Origin of the sequence: Gordonia sp. (in: high G+C Gram-positive bacteria), from assembly GCF_052106715.1 — a bacterium.
GTDB lineage: Bacteria > Actinomycetota > Actinomycetes > Mycobacteriales > Mycobacteriaceae > Gordonia.
Genome location: NZ_JBQEDL010000017.1, coordinates 65,516 through 84,460 on the forward strand (window position 1 = coordinate 65,516; position 18,945 = coordinate 84,460).

19 protein-coding genes and 1 pseudogene are annotated in these 18,945 nt (G+C 67.0%); 18 read left to right on the plus strand and 2 right to left on the minus strand.

Annotated elements, in window-relative coordinates:
• Positions 1 to 5: 5 nt before the first annotated feature.
• The 5 genes from ACTIMF_RS10590 (at position 6) to ACTIMF_RS10610 (ending at position 3,997) form a co-directional block, all read left to right on the plus strand.
• Positions 6 to 791 (plus strand): enoyl-CoA hydratase, encoded by a 786-nt coding sequence (locus tag ACTIMF_RS10590; RefSeq protein ID WP_442350249.1) that lies wholly within the window; start codon positions 6 to 8, stop codon positions 789 to 791.
• A 92-nt stretch (positions 792 to 883) separates the two neighbouring features.
• Positions 884 to 1,627, plus strand: coding sequence for a phosphoglyceromutase (locus ACTIMF_RS10595; protein ID WP_442350250.1), 744 nt, complete (start codon positions 884 to 886; stop codon positions 1,625 to 1,627).
• 58 nt (positions 1,628 to 1,685) lie between these two features.
• The gene (locus ACTIMF_RS10600; RefSeq protein ID WP_442350251.1) at positions 1,686 to 1,991 is read left to right on the plus strand and encodes a GNAT family N-acetyltransferase; all 306 of its coding nucleotides are present in this window, start codon (positions 1,686 to 1,688) and stop codon (positions 1,989 to 1,991) included.
• Positions 1,992 to 2,117: 126 nt separating this feature from the next.
• Positions 2,118 to 3,311: a sensor histidine kinase gene (locus ACTIMF_RS10605; protein ID WP_442350252.1), complete on the plus strand. Its 1,194-nt coding sequence runs from the start codon at positions 2,118 to 2,120 to the stop codon at positions 3,309 to 3,311.
• Positions 3,308 to 3,997: a winged helix-turn-helix domain-containing protein gene (locus ACTIMF_RS10610; RefSeq protein ID WP_442350253.1), complete on the plus strand. Its 690-nt coding sequence runs from the start codon at positions 3,308 to 3,310 to the stop codon at positions 3,995 to 3,997. Before ACTIMF_RS10605 ends, ACTIMF_RS10610 begins: the two co-directional genes overlap by 4 nt.
• Positions 3,998 to 4,001: 4 nt before the next feature.
• Here the strand turns inward: ACTIMF_RS10610 and ACTIMF_RS10615 are convergent, their stop codons facing one another.
• Positions 4,002 to 4,847, minus strand: a complete 846-nt coding sequence (locus ACTIMF_RS10615; protein ID WP_442350254.1) for a hypothetical protein — start codon at positions 4,845 to 4,847, stop codon at positions 4,002 to 4,004.
• 76 nt (positions 4,848 to 4,923) lie between these two features.
• Here ACTIMF_RS10615 and ACTIMF_RS10620 point away from each other — a divergent pair, with 76 nt between their 5' ends.
• The 9 genes and pseudogenes from ACTIMF_RS10620 to ACTIMF_RS10660 all read left to right on the plus strand — a co-directional run bounded on the left by ACTIMF_RS10620 (position 4,924) and on the right by ACTIMF_RS10660 (position 13,001).
• The gene (locus ACTIMF_RS10620; protein ID WP_442350255.1) at positions 4,924 to 5,871 is read left to right on the plus strand and encodes a Ppx/GppA phosphatase family protein; all 948 of its coding nucleotides are present in this window, start codon (positions 4,924 to 4,926) and stop codon (positions 5,869 to 5,871) included.
• A gap of 67 nt (positions 5,872 to 5,938) precedes the next feature.
• Complete coding sequence (locus ACTIMF_RS10625; protein ID WP_442350256.1) at positions 5,939 to 7,207, plus strand: hypothetical protein; 1,269 nt, start codon at positions 5,939 to 5,941, stop codon at positions 7,205 to 7,207.
• A gap of 19 nt (positions 7,208 to 7,226) precedes the next feature.
• Positions 7,227 to 8,090, plus strand: a complete 864-nt coding sequence (locus ACTIMF_RS10630) for a sugar phosphate isomerase/epimerase family protein (protein WP_442350268.1) — start codon at positions 7,227 to 7,229, stop codon at positions 8,088 to 8,090.
• Positions 8,087 to 8,944 (plus strand): thioesterase family protein, encoded by an 858-nt coding sequence (locus ACTIMF_RS10635; RefSeq protein ID WP_442350257.1) that lies wholly within the window; start codon positions 8,087 to 8,089, stop codon positions 8,942 to 8,944. Before ACTIMF_RS10630 ends, ACTIMF_RS10635 begins: the two co-directional genes overlap by 4 nt.
• A 21-nt stretch (positions 8,945 to 8,965) precedes the next feature.
• Positions 8,966 to 9,859 (plus strand): annotated as a pseudogene (gene proC, locus ACTIMF_RS10640) (pyrroline-5-carboxylate reductase); the annotation flags it as partial.
• Between the two features lie 182 nt (positions 9,860 to 10,041).
• Positions 10,042 to 10,284 carry a helix-turn-helix domain-containing protein gene (locus ACTIMF_RS10645; RefSeq protein ID WP_008377474.1) on the plus strand — a complete coding sequence of 81 codons (243 nt, stop codon included), beginning with the start codon at positions 10,042 to 10,044 and terminating at the stop codon, positions 10,282 to 10,284.
• Between the two features lie 250 nt (positions 10,285 to 10,534).
• Positions 10,535 to 10,636, plus strand: coding sequence for a 30S ribosomal protein bS22 (locus ACTIMF_RS10650; RefSeq protein ID WP_003402602.1), 102 nt, complete (start codon positions 10,535 to 10,537; stop codon positions 10,634 to 10,636).
• Between the two features lie 105 nt (positions 10,637 to 10,741).
• Positions 10,742 to 11,806 (plus strand): NAD-dependent epimerase/dehydratase family protein, encoded by a 1,065-nt coding sequence (locus ACTIMF_RS10655; RefSeq protein ID WP_442350258.1) that lies wholly within the window; start codon positions 10,742 to 10,744, stop codon positions 11,804 to 11,806.
• A 118-nt stretch (positions 11,807 to 11,924) separates the two neighbouring features.
• On the plus strand, positions 11,925 to 13,001 hold the full coding sequence (locus ACTIMF_RS10660; RefSeq protein ID WP_442350259.1) for a lysophospholipid acyltransferase family protein: 1,077 nt from the start codon (positions 11,925 to 11,927) through the stop codon (positions 12,999 to 13,001).
• Between the two features lie 39 nt (positions 13,002 to 13,040).
• Here ACTIMF_RS10660 and ACTIMF_RS10665 read toward each other — a convergent pair whose 3' ends face one another.
• Positions 13,041 to 14,192 carry an HAD family hydrolase gene (locus ACTIMF_RS10665; RefSeq protein ID WP_442350260.1) on the minus strand — a complete coding sequence of 384 codons (1,152 nt, stop codon included), beginning with the start codon at positions 14,190 to 14,192 and terminating at the stop codon, positions 13,041 to 13,043.
• A 120-nt stretch (positions 14,193 to 14,312) separates the two neighbouring features.
• On the opposite strand from ACTIMF_RS10665, the gene ACTIMF_RS10670 reads away from it, so the two are divergent.
• The 4 genes from ACTIMF_RS10670 (at position 14,313) to ACTIMF_RS10685 (ending at position 18,814) form a co-directional block, all read left to right on the plus strand.
• Positions 14,313 to 14,573: a glutaredoxin family protein gene (locus ACTIMF_RS10670; protein WP_442350261.1), complete on the plus strand. Its 261-nt coding sequence runs from the start codon at positions 14,313 to 14,315 to the stop codon at positions 14,571 to 14,573.
• Positions 14,574 to 14,719: 146 nt separating this feature from the next.
• Positions 14,720 to 16,078: a glutamyl-tRNA reductase gene (locus tag ACTIMF_RS10675; RefSeq protein WP_442350269.1), complete on the plus strand. Its 1,359-nt coding sequence runs from the start codon at positions 14,720 to 14,722 to the stop codon at positions 16,076 to 16,078.
• A gap of 50 nt (positions 16,079 to 16,128) precedes the next feature.
• A complete protein-coding gene (gene hemC, locus ACTIMF_RS10680) occupies positions 16,129 to 17,079 on the plus strand; it encodes a hydroxymethylbilane synthase (protein ID WP_442350262.1) in 951 nt (316 codons plus the stop codon).
• Positions 17,080 to 17,194: 115 nt separating this feature from the next.
• Positions 17,195 to 18,814: a uroporphyrinogen-III synthase gene (locus ACTIMF_RS10685; protein ID WP_442350263.1), complete on the plus strand. Its 1,620-nt coding sequence runs from the start codon at positions 17,195 to 17,197 to the stop codon at positions 18,812 to 18,814.
• Positions 18,815 to 18,945: the final 131 nt, after the last annotated feature.

An 18,945-nucleotide genomic window follows, 5' to 3' on the forward strand; every position in this document is an offset into this window, starting at 1 on the left:
TGAACATGACAGACGGCAAGGTCCTGATCGAAGAGCAGCATGGGCGCGTTCGGGTGCTCCGACTGAATCGGCCAGACGCGCGGAACTCGCTGACCAGCGGACTGATCCGCGACCTGCAGCGAGCGCAGGCCAGGGCGGGGTCGGACGACGACGTGGACGTCGTCGTTCTCACCGGAACCGATCCGGCGTTCTGCGCCGGACTGGACCTGCGGGAGCTCGGGGCAACCGGCGACAACCTCACGGCCGAACCGGCCCCAGACGTCCCGTTCGGCCACCCGTGGGCTCCGATGTCCACACCGGTGATCGGAGCGATCAACGGCGCAGCCGTCACCGGCGGCCTCGAGGTGGCGCTCGCCTGCGACTTCCTGATCGCATCCGAGAAGGCCAGATTCGCCGACACCCACGCCCGCTTGGGCCTCGTTCCCAGTTGGGGGATGACGGCTCGGCTTCCCGCCGTCGTCGGCCGCGCGTTCGCACTGCGGATGAGTCTGTCCGGAGATTTCCTCGATGCCCAGACGGCCCTGCGCGTCGGACTGGTCACCGAAGTGGTCGAGCACGAGTCGCTGATGGAGCAGGCCCTTCAGGTCGCATCGACCATCGCGGGCAACGACCGATCCGGCGTGCGCAGGCTGCTCGCGTCGTACCGTCGCGCCGAACGGCACCTCCTCGACCCGGCGCTGGCCGTCGAACAGGCGACGGACGCGGAATGGAAGAAGACCTTCGATCCGTCGGTGGTGGCCGATCGCCGCGCCTCGGTCATCGAGCGAGGTCGTGACCAGACGCGCGGCTGATCTTCGCGTCCGCCCGCGTGCCGCCCGAAGAAGTCGACGGTCGGCCTACTCGGCCGGGAGGAATGTGTGGGCGGTATGGAAAACTGGCCTGCATGAGTAACGGCACCTTGATCCTGATGCGTCACGGCGAGAGCGAATGGAACGCGTCCAACCAGTTCACCGGCTGGGTGGACGTCGCGCTGACCGAAAAGGGCCGCGCCGAAGCGGTCCGCGCGGGAGAGTTGCTCACCGAGCACGATCTGCTTCCCGACATCCTCTACACGTCGCTGCTGCGTCGGGCCATCTCGACCGCGCAGATCGCGCTCGATACCGCTGACCGTCACTGGATTCCAGTGGTCCGAGACTGGCGACTCAACGAACGCCACTACGGTGCGCTTCAGGGGCTGAACAAGGCGGAGACCAAGGCCAAGTACGGCGACGAGCAGTTCATGCTGTGGCGCCGCAGCTACGACACTCCGCCGCCCGCGATTGAGGCCGACGGTGAGTACAGCCAGGTCGGCGATCCGCGTTACGACGGCATCGACGTACCTCTCACCGAATGCCTGCTCGACGTCGTCGAGCGCTTCATCCCGTACTACACCGAGACGATCGAAGCGGACCTCCGCGCCGGTAAGACCGTGCTGATCGCCGCACACGGCAACTCGCTGCGGGCCTTGGTCAAGCACCTCGACGGGATCTCTGACGCCGACATCGCCGGACTAAACATTCCGACCGGCAACCCGCTGCGGTACGACCTCGACGAGAACCTGCGGCCGATCACGCCGGGCGGTGTCTACCTCGATCCGGAGGCCGCAGCAGCCGGAGCGGCAGCGGTCGCCGCCCAGGGCGGGAAGTAGCCGTTCATCGGGTCCGCAATCGGTGCGCGCAGTCGGTGACCTCGGCTACATTGGAGATATGGCAGACGCGACGATTTCGGTGACACATCTGGCCGAGCGTGAGCGCTACCGCGCTGACCTCGCAGACGATGAACATGGCACGGTCGAAGTCGGATACATCGACTACACGACCGACGGTGACAACCTCGCGCTCACCCATACGGTCGTGTACGACCAGTGGGGCGGAAGAGGTTTCGCAGCAGAACTGGTCAAGCAGGTACTCGACGACATTCGCGCTAACGGGCGGCGCGTCGTCCCCGTCTGCTCATACGTCGCCAGCTACCTCGACAAGCATCCGGAGTACGCCGACCTCGTCGCGAAGTGACGTGCGGGTGCTCCCGGATCATCGAGAGTTCATGTGCGAGTAACCAGCGTTGCCTCGGCGTGAATGGACGGCGAAGACTGGCTGCCCAGGCTGCGAACTCCAGGCGGTGACCGTAAGATCGCGGCTGTGTCCGAAACCAGCGGTGACCGCTTGATCGATGGCGCCACATCGAACGGCCGGTTCGGTCCGGCGCGAGTCGATGCCCGCGACATGGGCGGAAACAGCGCCGACTCCGCAGGGACGACCGACCTGTCGCGCACCCATCTGCTCGCCCTGATGGTCGCCGAGGCCGAGACCGGGATCGTGGTCGTCGACGAATTCCACACCGTCGTGATGTTCAATGACCGTGCCACCGAACTGGGTATGGTCCGCGGCGTCCTCGCCGACGCCATCGCCGAAGGCGTCGCCGAAGTGATGTCGACCGGAGCGGACCGTCGGTTCGACTTCTCGCCACCGCATTCGACCCTCGGCTTCGTCTCGACGGGGCGGGCGGTTCCACGCCCGGTCGACACCGTCCGGTGCGTCGCGAGCCTCGCCGAGATGAACGGCGAACGGTTCGTCCTCGTCTACGGCGACGACGACTCGACGAACCAACGAGTGGAGGCAACCCGCCGCGACTTCGCCGCGAACGTCTCCCACGAGTTGAAGACGCCCCTCGGCGCGATCAGCCTGATGGCCGAGGCGATGCTCGAATCGCGTGATGACCCGCGTGCCGTCGAACACTTCGGGCGCCGCGTCCTGAAAGAGGCGACCCGGATGGGGTCCCTCGTCAACGAACTCATCGGGCTGTCCAAACTGCAGGACGGCAGAGTCGCCGACCTCGTCGATGTGGACGTCGACTCGCTCGTCGACGACGCGGTGGCGAACGCGGGAGTCTCCGCCGAGGTCGCCGAGATTGACCTGGTCGCCGACGACCCGAGCGGTTTGTCGGTGAGGGGCGATCGGACGCTGCTCCTCACCGCGTTGAGTAACCTCCTCGTCAACGCCATCAATCATTCGCCGACGGGCGACGTCGTGTCGGTGAGCCGTAAGGAAGTCGTCATCGATGACATGCCGATGGCATGCATCGCAATCACCGATCGCGGAATCGGCATTGCGATTGCCGATCAACAACGTGTCTTCGAACGGTTCTATCGTGTGGACAAGGCGAGGTCGCGTGCCACCGGCGGTACCGGACTCGGCTTGGCTATCGTCAAACACGTGGCAGCCAGCCACGGTGGGCACATCGGGTTGTGGAGCAGGCCGGGGACCGGTTCCACGTTCAGCCTCTACATACCCATCGAACAGAACCCGGACCAATCAGAGGAACAGTCGCGTTGACGCATGTACTGATCGTCGAAGATGAAGAATCACTGGCCGACCCGTTGGCCTTCCTGCTCCGCAAGGAGGGTTTCGAGGCGAGCATCGTCAATGACGGAACGCAGGCGCTCCCTGCGTTCGAGCGAATCAGCCCGGACATCGTGTTGCTCGACCTGATGCTCCCAGGAGTGTCGGGCACCGACATCTGCAAGTCCATCCGCGCCAAGTCGGCGACGCCGGTGATCATGGTGACCGCCCGCGACAGTGAGATCGACAAGGTGGTCGGGCTCGAACTCGGCGCGGACGACTATGTGACCAAGCCGTACTCGGCGCGGGAGCTGATCGCTCGCATTCGCGCGGTGCTGCGCCGCGGCGGAGTCGTCGCCGACGATGAGGACGCCGCGATCGGTGTCATCGAGGTCGGCCCGGTGCGGATGGACGTGCAGCGTCACACGGTGAGTGTCGACGGCGACGAACTCACCTTGCCGCTGAAGGAGTTCGATCTTCTCGAATACCTGCTGCGCAACTCCGGTCGAGTCCTCACGCGCAGCCAGTTGATCGACCGCGTGTGGGGAGCCGACTACGTCGGCGACACCAAGACTCTCGACGTCCACGTCAAGCGTTTGCGGTCGAAGGTCGAACCCGACTCGTCGCAGCCACGCCACCTCATCACCGTCCGCGGGCTCGGATACAAGTTCGAGGCCTGAGAATCTACATTCGCTCGTACTTCAGGTCCCGCTCGCCACGGGAGGTGGCGGCTGCGGTCGCCGGATGCACGGCGACGAGGCCGAGTTGGTCGCGACGACGACAGGCGTCGGCCAATACCTCGTAGGCGGGTTCGCCGATCAGTTCGACGAGTTCGGGGCGATACGACTCGAACACCTGCGTCGCACCGGTGTGGGCGTCCGGCGACCCCGAGCAGTACCAGTCGAGGTCGTGTCCGCCCTCGCCCCACCCGCGTCGATCAAACTCGGTGAGCGTGGTCTTCAGGATCTCGGTACCGTCGGGTCGGGCCACCCAGTCCTGTTCGCGTCGCATCGGAAGCTGCCAGCAGACATCGGGTTTGACGGTGAGCGGCTCGACGCCGGTGCGCAACGCCATCGAGTGCAACGCACACCCCTGCCCGGCGGCGAACCCCGGCCGGTTCAGGAAGATGCACGCGCCGTCGTATATCCGCGTCTTGAGCGCCAATTCACCATCGAGATCCTCGTTCTCCTCCAGATAGCCGTTCGGTCCGAGCGAGTCGTCGCCCGACCCCTCGGTGTAGAACTGCCAGTCGTCGGGCGAGAGCATCGCCGCACCCGCGGCGAGACGCGCACGATCGTCGTCGTCGGTCAGGTACGCGCCGTGAGTGCAGCACCCGTCGTCGGGGCGATCGGCGAGGATGCCCTGGCACGCCGGCGTGCCGAATACGCACGTCCACCGCGACAACAGCCAGGTGAGGTCCGCACTGACGAGGTGCTCGGGGTCGGCTGGGTCGACGAACTCGTACCACTCGCGCGCGAAGTCGAGGCCGACTTCGGGTGCGGGGGCTGGCTTCGGTTGCTGTGGTGACACGGTGAATCCTCTCGACACTGCGCGTCCACCGTAGTCTTGACTCGCGTCGATGTGCATCGCCGAGTAGTTTGAACCGGTGCGACTAGGAGTGCTCGACGTGGGCAGCAACACCGTGCATCTACTGGTTGTCGATGCGCATCGGGGTGGTCATCCCAGTCCGATGAGTTCGACCAAGGCTGTGCTGCGGCTGGCCGAGGAAATCGATGACGACGGCCGAATGCGCGATTCGGGGTCGAAGGCGCTCGTCGACACGACGACCGAGTTCACGCGGATCGCGAACTCGTCGGGGTGCGAACAGATCATGGCGTTCGCGACGTCCGCCGTCCGGGACGCGACCAACTGCGACGACGTCCTCCGGAAGGTCAAGGAGGCTTCGGGTCTGGACATCGAAGTGCTGCACGGTGTCGACGAAGCTCGCCTCACCTCGCTCGCCGTCCGGCGTTGGTACGGCTGGAGTGCCGGGCGCATCCTCGCGCTGGACATCGGCGGCGGAAGCCTGGAGATGTCCAACGGCGTCGACGAGGAGCCGGATGTGGCGCTCTCGCTGCCGCTCGGTGCGGGTCGACTGACCCGCGAATGGCTGCAGGGCGACCCGCCGAGCCGACGTCGCGTCTCCGTGCTCCGTGACTGGCTGGACGCCGAACTGAAAGAGCCTGCCAAGCAGTTGCGCGCCCCAGGCAAGGCCGATCTCGCAGTCGGATCGTCGAAGACCTTTCGCTCGCTCGCTCGACTGACCGGAGCCGCGCCGTCCGGTGCCGGTCCGCGCGTCAAACGGACGCTGACGGTGAGTGGTCTGCGGCAGCTCACCGCCTTCATCTCGAGGATGACGACGGCCGACCGCGCCGAGCTCGAAGGGGTCAGTGCCGACCGCGCTCCACAGATTGTGGCTGGCGCGCTGATCGCCGAGACCGCGATGCGCGCACTCGGAGTAGATACACTCGATATCTGTCCGTGGGCACTGCGGGAAGGGGTCATCCTGCGTCGCCTCGATTCCGAGCCCGCAGGCGCCATGACCATCGCTTGATCTCGACCCCAGCACCAGGCCAGAGCAACACCAGACCATCAACTGACGACTAGGACGGAGCCACCACATGGCGGACAAATCCGAACCGGAGTCGAAGCCGATCACCGTGTCCGAGCTGATCGCGCGATCCGAAGGCGACGACGCGTTTCCCCGCTCGGAGTCGATGTCGGTGCGACGCACCGATCGGCGCGACCCCTCGACGGCAGGCCCGACCGCGTCGGGAATGCCGTCGTACCGGGCGCCTGAGAAGGCTGACGGCTCCAGAGCGTCCCGGACGATCGGCGCAAGCGGGATGCCTGGCTACTCGCCGCCGACGACATCCGATCGCGGATCGGATGCGAACGCCGTGACAGGCATCATTCCCGTGGTGTCCGATAACCCGGACGTGGAGCCCGGCAGTGTTCGCGCAGCCGACGCTGACGACTTCCTCGACCAGGATCTGCCTGCTACCGAGTACCGCAGCGTCCAGGCCGACTCGTCTTCGATGATTCAGGTGCGCCGCGCCGACGAGTCGTCTCCGTTCGAAGAGACGGCGACGATCCCGGTGGTCGACGATCGCGCGGATGATCGGCGCGGCGATGACACCGTCGAGGATGAGACCGACCCCGATGACGAGACCGGTGCCCGCTCCGAAGACGTGTCGGACGACGACGCCGATTCGAGCGGTGGCGCGAAGACGTCGAAGGTCGCGGGCGCGGTAGGCGCGGTGGCGGCGGGCGGCTCCATCCTGGGCGGTCGTGCTGCGCGCAAGGCGCGGAAAGCCGAGCGGAAGGCCGCTCGCCGGGCGGAGAAGGACACGCCCGAGCCAGAGGAGGTCGGCCAGAACAAGACCGGGCAGAAGGACGCCGAGCAGCCCGCCGGGGCCGTGGCGCTAGGTGAGCAACCGACACAGACGATCGAACCGGTGGGCCCCGACGTCCGTGATCCTGACGTCCGCGACCCCGAGGCGCGTGGCGCAGGCACGCACGACGCTGCTCACACGGCGCCGGACCGCACGGTCCCGGAGCGTTCGGCCACCGCCGGTGACACCGACGAGGGCACGCACGCGGAGGACGGCACCGAGTCGGAGGGCACGTCGCCGGTACTGGGGTGGCTGGTGTTCGTCGGCGAGCTCATTCTCGGCCTCGCAGTCGGCGCCGGCCTGTTCTGGGGATTCACCGAACTCTGGAAGCGGTACGTCTATCTGGCGCTGATCTTGGCCATCGTCGTGATCTTTGCAATCGTCACGTTCGCTCACATCCTGCGTAAGCGGGATCTGCCGACGACTCTGCTGGCGCTCGGCGTCGGCATGGTGGTGACCATCGGGCCGCTCGTCCTACTCGCGGCGCAACCGTAGTGCGCGCGCCTTGACCCGATTGCAGTTCCAGATCCCGGTCGGCCTTTCGACGGCCTCCGTGTATCCGCAGAACACCGAGGCGGCGTTCGGCTACGCAGCTGACTTAGGCTTCGACGGCGTCGAACTCATGGTCTGGGGAGACTCCGTCAGCCAGGACGTCGGCCAGGTCGCCTACCTGTCGCAGAAGTACCAGGTCCCGGTGCTGTCGGTGCATGCGCCGTGTCTACTGATCTCGCAGCGCGTGTGGGGGCGCGATCCGAAGGCCAAGCTAGTGCGCTCGGTGCAGGCCGCGGAGGACCTCGGGGCCTCGACCGTCGTCGTGCATCCGCCGTTCCGCTGGCAACGCGACTACGTGGCCGCATTCGACGACCTCGTCACCGGGCTCGAAGCGTCGTCCGGGATATCTGTCGCGGTGGAGAACATGTTCCCGATGCGGGCCGACCGGCTGTTCGGCGGCGGCTCGACGTCGTCGCAGCGCATGGCCCGCCGCGGCGGGCCGGGGGTCAGTGCGTCGGCGTTCGGTAAACCCATCGACCCGACCCTGAGCGGTTATGACAACTACACCCTCGATCTATCGCATGTCGCGACCGCAGGCCACGATGCGCTGGCGATGGCCGCGCGCATGGGCTCCGGCCTCAAACACCTGCATCTGACCGACGGAACCGGTGCCGCGCACGACGAGCACCTGATCCCGGGAGATGGCTCACAGCCGTGCATAGAGATATGCAACGGTCTCGCCGCAGGCGACTTCGACGGCTCCGTGGTGCTCGAGGTGCACACCACATCGGCGCGGACCAAGAACGAACGTGCCGCGATGCTCGCGCGATCGCTGGAGTTCGCTCGCACCCACTTGCACCGCGACGTGGTGAAAGGCATTCGATGACCAAGTTGGGAGAGTTGCTCGATCTCCGTCGGACCGACCACACGGGTATGCACGACCTCGTCTACCGGGCGAGGATCGATCCGACGTTCACGATAGGCCCGAAGGTGCACGGCGGCAGCGTCCAGATGCTGGCCGCGAAGGCGGCCCGCGAGGCGTTGCTCGACCTCGCCGATCCCGACGCGCGTACCGCGTTGGAAGGGGTCTCGGCGATCGCGGTCGCCAGCGACTATCTCGCGGCGCCCGATCCCGCGGAGGTCGACGTCGCCGTGTCGATCGTGAAACGCGGACGCACGGTGAGTCTCGCCAAGGTCGACGTGACGCAGGGCGGACGCACCATGGTGTCGTCCACGGTGACTCTCGGACGGGTGGACGCAGGCGATGCGATCTACCGGGCACCCGATCTGCTAGGCGGCCTGCCGAGCGAACCCGCAGACGACGGCCTGACGGTCGACGACACCGCGCTCGGCGGCATCATGCACCTCGGTCGGGCGCTCGACCTGGTGCTCGACGCCGCGACGTTCGCCGCCGCACGTGGCGAACGGGGCGACCCGGTGGTCCGCGGATGGATTCGGCCGAAGGACGCCGCCGACCAAGACGCCGACCTGGACCGCGACTTCCCGGTGCTGGTCTGCGACGTGTCGCCGCCGGTACTGATGAACCTCGGAATGTTCGGTTGGGCGCCGACGGTGCAGTTGACGACCTATGTACGACGCAGGCCCGCCGCGGGCTGGCTGCGGTTCGAGACGTCGACGCATGAGGTCGGCAAGGGCATGTTCGACGAGGATCACGTGGTGCTCGACTCGACCGGGGCCGTCGTCGCACAGTCCCGACAACTGGCACTGATTCCCAACTGACACCGATGTCTCAGTCAACGAAAGGCAAGTGATCACATGAGCGAGCGCGTAGCGATCGTCGGCGGGGGAAAGATCGGCGAGGCGCTTCTGGCCGGTCTGATCAATTCGGGCAAGCCGATCCGCGACCTGGTGGTCGTGGAGCGCGTCGCAGAGCGGTCCGCGGAGATCGTCGACGACTACGGGGTGCGCGTCACCGACGACATCGCCGACGCAGCAGACGGGGCGCAGGTCCTGTTCATCGCGGTGAAGCCCGATGCCGTCGACGGCGTCCTCCAGGCGCTGGGCAAGGCGGACGACAACAGCGACGACGAGCGGGTCACGGTGACTCTCGTTGCCGGGCTCCCGACGAGCCGCTACGAGGCGGCGCTGCCCGCCGGGTCCCCGGTCATCCGCGTCATGCCGAACACGCCGATGCTGGTCAACGAGGCGATGTGCGCGGTCAGCCCAGGGCGCTACGCGAACGACGATCAGGTAGCGGTCACCGTCCGACTCCTGGAAACGGTCGGCAAGGTGATGGTGGTCCCGGAGAAGTCCCTCGACGCAGTCACCGCGATCTCGGGTTCGGGGCCCGCCTACTTCTTCTTGATGGTCGAGGCGATGATCGACGCAGGCGTCTCGTTGGGTCTCACACGTGCGCAGTCGGCCGAACTCGCGGTCCAGACGGTGAAGGGGGCGGGGGTGCTCCTCGCGGAGTCTGGGCTCACCTCTGTCGATCTTCGAGCGGCGGTGACGTCGCCGGGCGGGACCACTGCGGCGGCGCTCCGCGAGTTCGAGCGGCACGGCCTGCGGCACGCGGTCAACGAGGCGGCGTCGGCCTGTGCCGAGGCCAGTGCACGCATGGCACGTCGACCCGACGTTGAGGGTTCGCGGCCCGCATCGCCGTTCACACCCGAATCGGTTGTCGGCGGGCAATAATGCCGCTGCCAGCGGTGATGGCGATCAGCGGGAGCCTGCGTCGCTGAATCCGGCTATTTTTAAGCCACTCACGTCGCACTAATCACATCCGCCACGCTAAGCTGCTCGCAGCACGTACGTGTCTGATGTCCGCCGGAGGGGAAGCCGGTGGCCGCGATGCGTGCACCGGAGGTTATAAATTCATGGCTGCAGAAAAGCCGGGAGAACGGAACGACTTCGCCGACCGTGGAGTTGCGAACGCATCGTCTGCGTCGCAGTTCCTCACTGTCGCAGAGGTCGCATCCCTGATGCGCGTCTCGAAGATGACCGTGTACCGACTCGTTCACAACGGAGAACTGCCCGCAGTTCGCGTGGGACGGTCGTTCCGCGTGCATGCGAAGGCCGTTCACGAGTACCTGGAGACGTCGTACTTCGACGCAGGCTAGTCGCCCGTAACGCGTGAGAACCACCGCCTGCCGCTCGGTGCGGCAGGCGGTTCACGCACGTCCGAGCCGGTTCGAGCCGGGGTGCCATCGCCTCCCGATTTCGTCTCGTGTTCACCGGAGCGGTAAGATCGACCACCAGGTCGCTGTCGCCCCGGTATCCGCGAGGATGTCATGAGTCGGCGACGGCCCCGTCAAGCATTGCCGGTCCACGGGGCGGCAAGTAATCCGATCGATCGTGAGGGAGAGCCCCATGGGTTCCGTTATCAAGAAGCGCCGCAAGCGCATGTCGAAGAAGAAGCACCGCAAGCTGCTCCGCCGCACACGAGTGCAGCGTCGTAAACTCGGCAAGTGATCGAAGACCCGCCCCTCACCGGGCGGGTTCTTCGTTATCGGTACCTAATGCGCTGGCTGGGTCTGGCTGCTGGTCGATCGGAGCCGAGCCCCTTAGTCTGGTCGCATGATGCGAGAATCTGACGGCGACGAGCCGGCCATCCCGCGTTCGGTCCTGGTGACCGGTGCGTCGTCGTTCCTCGGCGGGTACCTGGTCGCGCGTCTGGCGGCGAATCCGGCGATCGAGCGCGTCGTCGCCGTCGACTCCCGCATTCCGAGCAAAGATCTGATGCGGCGGATGGGACGCGCCGAGTTCCTGCGCCTGGACATCCGTCGGCCGGCCATCGCGAAGGCCATCGCCACGTACGATGTCGACACGGTGGTGCACACCGCCACGTCGATCATGGACTCGGCAGAGCATTCGGCAGCCATCAAAGAACTCAACGTGGTCGGCTCGATGCAGGTGTGTGCGGCCTGCCAGCGGAGTCCTTCGGTGAAGAGGCTCATTCTGCGTTCCACGTCGATGGTCTACGGGGCGAGCAGCAGTGATCCCGCCATGTTCGCCGAAGGGACCCGCGCGCGCCGGGAACCCAAGGGAGGCTACGGTCGCGACCTCATCGACGTGGAAGGCTACGTTCGCGGTCTAGCGCGTCGGCGGCAGGACATCGACGTGACGATCCTGCGGTACCAGTCGATGCTGGGTCCGCGTATCAAGACGCGCGTCGGATCGTACTTGTCGATGCCGGTGGTGCCGACCGCGTTCGGCTATTCGCCGCGGCTGCAGTTCCTGCACGAAGAGGATGCCCTGGCCGCACTCGAACACGCCACCCTCGACGCGAGGCCCGGCACGTTCAACGTCGCGGGCGACGGCATCGTGAGCCTCGCCCAGGCGGTGAGCCGAGCCGGACACATCCGGATGCCCGTCGCCGCAAGCATGATCCAGCCGATCATCGGCGTCCTGCGCGACGGCTCGCTGCCGTCGATGAGGACGGGTACGACCGCATATCTGACGTACGGCCGTGTGCTGGACAACACCCGGATGCGGACCGAGTTCGGCTTCGAACCCAAGTACACGTCCGCGCAGACCCTCGACGACTTCATCACTCGTGGAAAGACCACGCCGCTGGTGCCCGCAACCGCGTGGCGTGACCTGGAAGCGCGGGCCGTCGTGGCAGCGACCGCGCTGCAGTGACACGGCTGTGCGCACGTACGATGGACGCCGAGACACACATCGCAACAGCACCGGGCACTAGCGCGGCGTCACGGCCGACGCGACAGAGTGTAGGGCGCGACAGCAGGGAGGGGGGACGATGACACCAGCAGGCGAGTCCGGCGATGCGCGGACGGCGAAAGTGATCGCCCTCTACACCGACCCCCGAAGCGGAGGTCGCGCCCCGGCGGGGCACCCGAACACCGACGGATTCGGTCCCCCGCCGGCACCGGTCACCCCGCTCCGAGACGGGATCGAGTTGAACGACGAACCGCCGCCGACGCCGGAGGCGCCCGTCGCGCACTCTCCGCTGTTCAGTCTCAGTGGGATCCGCGGCGCGGTCGCCGACTCACTCATCGCGACATCGGGATTCATCCGGGAACGCATGACCGGCGACTACACCGTCGACGACTTCGGTTTCGACCCGCACTTCGCCGAATCCGTCTGGTTTCCGGCGCTGCGGCCGATCTACCAGAACTGGTTCCGCGTCGAAGTGACCGGTATCGAGAACCTGCCGTCGACCGGGGGAGCGCTGCTCGTCGCCAACCATGCGGGGTCGGTCCCGGTTGACGCGGTCATCACCTCGCTCGCCGTCCGCGACAACCACCCCAACGAGCGGTATCTACGGATTCTGGCTGCGGACATGGCGTTCGAGACTCCCGTCGTCGGCGATCTGGCACGCAAGGCCGGGGCCACCCTCGCCTGCAACACCGACGCGGAGGCGCTGCTGCGCCGCGGCGAACTGACCGCCGTGTGGCCCGAAGGCTACAAAGGCATCGGCAAGCTGTACAAAGACCGTTACAAGCTGCAGCGTTTCGGGCGCGGCGGATTCGTGACGACGGCAATCCGCACCCAGGCTCCGATCGTCCCGGTGTCGATCGTCGGCTCCGAGGAGATTTATCCGATGATCGCCGACCTGAAGCCGGTGGCTCGGGCGCTCGGTCTCCCTTATTTTCCGGTGACTCCGCTGTTCCCGTGGCTCGGCCCGCTCGGCGCCATCCCCCTGCCGTCCAAGTGGCACATCCACTTCGGCAAGCCGATCGTCACCGACGGCTACGACGAACAGGCCGCCGACGACCCGATGGTCGTCTTCGACGTCACCGACCACGTCCGCGAAGAGATCCAACAGACACTGTTCCGCATGCTGAGCAGGCGCGGCAGCGTGTACCTGGGATGACGGCTCCTACGGTGCGACCGGCGCCGTGAGGTCGCGCGACTAGCGCCGCTTGCGCAGAACGCGCGTCGCTGCTGCGGCCGCTCCGCCCGCCGCACCGAGAACCATCGCCGAACGCGCTCCGTACTTCGCCGCCTTGCGGGCGGTACGGAAGTCGTACTGCTCCCAGCCGCGGACCCGAGCGACCTCCCGGAGGTCGGCGTCCGGATTGATCGCGACGGCGTTGCCGACCAGCGAGAGCATCGGGACATCGTTGTGCGAGTCGGAGTATGCGGTGCAGCGCTTCAGGTCCAGGCCTTCGCGTACTGCGATGGACCGGACGGCGTGCGCCTTGCCGGCGCCGTGCAGGATGTCGCCGACCAGACGCCCGGTGAACCGTCCGTCGACGCTCTCGGCGACGGTACCGAGAGCACCCGTGAGCCCGAGGCGCTTGGCGATGGTCTGTGCGAGCTCGACGGGGGTCGCCGTCACCAGCCACACCTGTTGGCCCGCGTCGAGGTGTCGTTGCGCGAGGGCCGCGGTCGCAGGCCAGATCTTGTCGGCGATGAACTCGTCGTAGATGTCTTCACCCAGCTGCACGAGTTCGGAAGTCTCCCGACCGGCGATGAACGACAGCGCTTTGTCGCGACCGGATGCGACGTCGTCCATGTTCTCCCGGCCGGTGAGACGGAATTTGACCTGCTGCCACGCCACATTCGCGATGTCGCTGTAGGCGAAGTACTTGCGTTGGGCCAGGCCGCGCGCGAACAGGACTATCGACGCGCCGTGCACCAGGGTGTTGTCGACGTCGAAGAAGGCGGCAGCCGTCAGATCGCGCACCTGCCCAGGCTGATCGACGTGGATCCGATTGCCGAGCGACTCGATCGCGGCGCGCGCAGACGCCTCGCCCGCCAGCGTCTGACGGAGTTCCTCGGCGGTCTGCCGGAACCTGCCCGCCCGCTTGTTGAGCCACGCCGTCATCCGATGGAACTCGTCGTCCTCGGTCGGCCCCTCCCACTCGTCGTCGGACGTCACGTCCTCGACGTGCAGCCGCGCACCGTCGCGGTCGTGGCGGACGTCGTCGCCGTCGGGATCCTCGGCGTGGTCGACGTCGAACTGCTCGGCTTCGAGCTCGGCCGCCTCGCGCAGATCGTCGCCGTCCTCGAGGTCGTCGGGGGCGATCTCCTGATCGGGATCGATCCAATCGCGGCTCATCGGCCACCTCCCATTCGTTGCGAGCGGAGCTCCACCGTGCACTGCAGCCAGCCTATCGCGGCGGACGCCCGGCGGTTCCGTTGAGCGACACCGCCGCAGCACGCTGGCACAATCGAGACCATGAACGTCACCGTGGAACTGATGACGCGTGCCGGATGCCACGCGTGCGCCGCAGCCGAGCAGCATCTGCGAACCGTTCTCGCGGACTACGGGATCGAACCGTCGATCATCGACGTCGACGCGGCCGCTGAAGCGGGCGAGGTGTTTCCGCGTGCCGAGTACGGCGACCGAGTGCCCGTGATCGTCCTCGACGGCGAGGAACACAGCTACTGGGAGGTCGACGAACCTCGGCTGCGCGCCGATCTCGACACCCGCCGTTAACCGCCCGATGACTTACTGTCTGTCTTGTCACCTACGGGTTGGGGTGCAATCCGGGCACTCAGTGATCTAGCCTGGAGACACATGTGCCCACCACGAGGGCGCCGCAGGGGCGCTATCGGCTCGGTGGGCGGGAAACGGGCGATGCAGTGAGTGTCTTGTTGTTCGGAGTGTCCCATCGGAGCGCTCCGGTGTCGGTCCTCGAACGACTCACCGTCTCCGACACCGAGCGTCCGAAACTCGTCGAAGCGCTCGTCCAGTCGCCGGCGATCTCCGAAGCGATGCTGGTCTCGACCTGCAATAGGGTCGAGGTCTATGCCGTCGTCGAGGCGTTCCACCCGGCACTCGAGGCCGTCGGCGACGTCTTCGGTAATCACACCGGCATGACGGTCGCCGAACTGACCGGCCACGCGTACGTTCGGTACTCGGAGGCCGCCGTCGAACACCTGTTCACCGTCGCGGCGGGCCTCGATTCGATGGTCGTCGGCGAACAGCAGATCCTCGGTCAGATCCGGACCGCGTACACCGAGGCCGATCACCATAAGTCGGCTGGCCGAACCCTGCACGAACTGGCTCAACAGGCGTTGCGGGTGGGCAAACGCGTCCACCACGAGACGGACATCGACCGTGCCGGAGCGTCGGTCGTGTCGGTGGCACTGCATCGGGCGTCTACCCTGCGCAACGTGTCTGCCGGGCACGGGCCGATGAAGCGCGCCGTCGTGTTCGGCGCGGGCGCCATGGGCTCGCTCGCGACGAGCCGACTCGCAAGCGACGGCGTCGAGCATTTAACGGTCGTCAACCGTACGTCCGAGCGCGCGGTCGAAGTGGCCGCCACCGTCGGCGAGCGGTATGGCGTCACCGCGGTGGGGCGCGACGTCGAGGATCTCAGTGACGCGATGACCGACGCCGACGTCGTGGTCACGTGTACCGGCTCGGTCAGTTCGGTCATCGATGTCGCGGCCGTGCACTCGGCGCTCAAACAGCGTGTCAACCCGGCTCCGCTCATGATCTGCGATCTCGGCATCCCGCGTGACGTCGACGCCGCCGTCGTCAAATTGCCCGGTGTGTACGTCGTCGACATCGAAGGGCTTCGCGAAGACCAGGAGACCAAGGCGGCGCAAGCCGACGCGGTCGCCGCCCGCTCCATCGTCGCGGACGAACTCGCCGAGTATCTGGCGGCGCAGCGCCAGGCCGCGGTGACGCCGACGGTGGCGGCACTCCGCCAGCAGGCGGCCGACGTGGTCGAGGGCGAGATCCTGCGGCTGCAGTCCCGCCTCCCCGATCTCGACAAGGCCCAGCGCGACGAGGTCGCGAAGACCGTCCGGCGAGTGGCAGACAAACTGCTGCACGCCCCGACGGTGCGCGTCAAACAATTGGCGTCCAGCGGTCGCGGCGACCATTACGCGGAAGCGCTCCGTGAGCTCTTCGAACTCAAACCCGGTGCCGCCGAATCGGTGTCGGCCTCCGAGGCGGGCATCCCGGTACCCGGTGAACGCGACTTGCGCTGACGCCTCCGCACGACATCTCTCATCACAACCGACACGACAGGACGGCTACTGTGCCCGACGCTGCCTCAAGCGACCGCCCCATCCGTATCGGCACCCGAGGTTCGCAGCTCGCGACCACCCAGGCGCAGCAGATCGCCGATCGGCTGACGGCCAACGGGCACCCCGCCGAACTGACGATCATCACCACCGCGGGAGACACGTCGACTGCGCCGGTCGCGCAGATCGGTGTCGGGGTGTTCACCACCGCGATCCGGCTCGCGCTGCGCAGTGGCGAGTGCGACGTCGCCATCCACTCGTACAAGGATCTCCCGACCGCACCCGAGCCGGACATCGCGCTGGCTGCCGTTCCCGAACGCGTCGATCCCAGAGACGCCCTGGTGAGCCGGGGTGGACTGGTCCTCGGTGAGCTTCCGGCTGGGTCGACGATCGGTACGTCGTCGCCCCGGCGGGCCGCACAGCTTAGAGCACAGGGTCTCGGTTTGGAAATCCGCCCCCTAAGAGGCAACCTTGATTCTCGGTTGGGCAGAGTCGCGAACGGGGAACTGGACGCGGTAGTGGTCGCCCGAGCCGGACTGGTGCGCGTCGGTCGAGCCGACGAGGTCTCCGAAGCACTTGACCCCGTGGTCATGCTTCCCGCTCCGGCACAGGGGGCCCTGGCCGTCGAGTGTCTCGCCGACGATGCCGAACTGGTGAGAATACTCGCCGAGTTGGACGACCCGTCCACCCGCGTCGCGGTCGACGCCGAGCGTGCAGTGCTAGCGGCCCTCGAGGCCGGATGCACTGCTCCGGTCGGTGCGATCGCAGAGGTGGTCGAGTCGATCGACTCCGACGGACGCATCTTCGCCGAGCTCTCGCTTCGCGCGGGAGTGGCGGCCGAGGACGGATCTGACGTGATCCGCGCTTCGGGAGTGGGTCCGCTGGAGCGGGCCGCGCAACTCGGTAAGGATCTCGCCGCCGAACTGCTGGAGCTCGGCGCAGCCGAATACGTGCCCAAGGCGTAGGGACACGATCGCGCGGCGCTGCACTCCGGCAAGAGGACAAGTCGGTGCTCATGTCAGCGAGCGGGGCACCGAACGGACTGCAGCCCCCAGGGCGGGGGCAGGAGAGTGCGAACGCATGAGCCGTACGAAGAATGCTAAACCCGGTCGGATTCTGTTCGTCGGGTCGGGTCCGGGGAATCCAGATCTGCTCACTGTGCGAGCGCAGAACATTCTGGTCAACGCCACATCGGCCTTCGTCGACCCGGACGTCCCCGCGGGGGTCGTGGCGCTGATCGGTTCGGCGCACGCCAAAGCCGAGCCCGTTCCGACCCGCGCAGGCCGGAAGGCTGCCGAGGCCGCGGCCGAGGCCAAGGAGCCCGACGGCCCCGACGTCATCCGCCCCGCGCTCGGTGACCCCGCGCAGGTCGCCAAGACTCTTGTCGCCGAGGCAAAGACCGGGGCCAACGTGGTCCGAGTCGTGGCAGGCGACCCGATGAGCGCCGACGCCGTACTCGCCGAGATGAGTGCGGTCGCCCGCACCTCGGTGTCGTTCGAGGTGCTGCCGGGCATCCCGGCAGACGCGGTCGTCCCGAGCTTCGCAGGCATGCCGGTCGGCTCCGGACACACCGTCGCCGACGTCCGAGGCGACGTCGACTGGGCGGCGCTGGCCGCAGCGCCCGGCCCGCTCGTGTTGAACGCGACCGCCGGACACCTCGCAGAGCTTTCGAGTGCACTGACCGAACACGGGGTGGCACCGCAGACCCCGGTCGCGATCACCGTCAACGGCACGACGTGCGCGCAGCGAACCATCGAGGCCACGCTCGCCACGGTCAACGACCTGGGCAGCGCTCTGGCCGGGCCCTTGGTCTTGACGATCGGCAAAGTGGTCGGCTCGCGGGCCAAGTTCTCGTGGTGGGAGTCGCGAGCGCTGTACGGCTGGACGGTCCTGGTGCCGCGCACCAAGGATCAGGCAGGCGACATGAGCGAACGCCTCGAATCGCACGGTGCGATCCCGCGCGAGGTGCCGACGATCGCCGTCGAGCCGCCGCGTAGCCCCGCGCAGATGGAACGCGCCGTCAAGGGGCTCGTCGACGGCCGCTACCAGTGGGTGGTGTTCACCTCGACGAACGCGGTCCGCGCCGTCTGGGAGAAGTTCGAAGAGTTCGGGCTCGACGCACGGGCCTTCTCCGGTGTCAAGATCGCCTGTGTCGGCGAGGCCACCGCAGCCAAGGTCCGCTCGTTCGGTGTCAACCCCGAATTGCTGCCGAGCGGGGAGCAGAGCTCGATGGGACTCCTCGAAGAGTTCCCGCCGTACGACGAGGTCTTCGACCCGGTGGACCGTATCCTCCTCCCGCGCGCCGACATCGCGACCGAGACCCTTTCCGAGGGTCTGCGTGAACGCGGCTGGGAGATCGACGACGTGACCGCCTACCGTACGGTCCGCGCCGCCCCGCCGCCCGTCGAGACCCGCGAGATGATCAAGACCGGCGGATTCGATGCGGTCTGCTTCACCTCGAGCTCGACCGTCCGCAACCTGGTCGGTATCGCGGGCAAGCCGCATGCACGCACGATCGTGGCGTGCATCGGCCCGAAGACCGCAGAGACGGCGGTGGAGTTCGGTCTGCGCGTTGACGTGCAGCCGGAGAACGCCTCGGTCCCCGAACTGGTCGACGCGTTGGCCTCCCACGCTGCACAGCTGCGCGCCGAGGGCGCGCTGCCGCCGCCGCGTAAGAAGTCTCGTCGATCCCGGTCGTGACGCAGTGAGGTCGTAAGGCAGTGAGGCAGCAGGCATGAGTGCACCGTTCACCCGGTTACGTCGACTCCGGACCACCCCGGCGATGCGTCGCCTGGTGGCCGAGACCCGGCTGCACCCGGCACAGCTGGTGC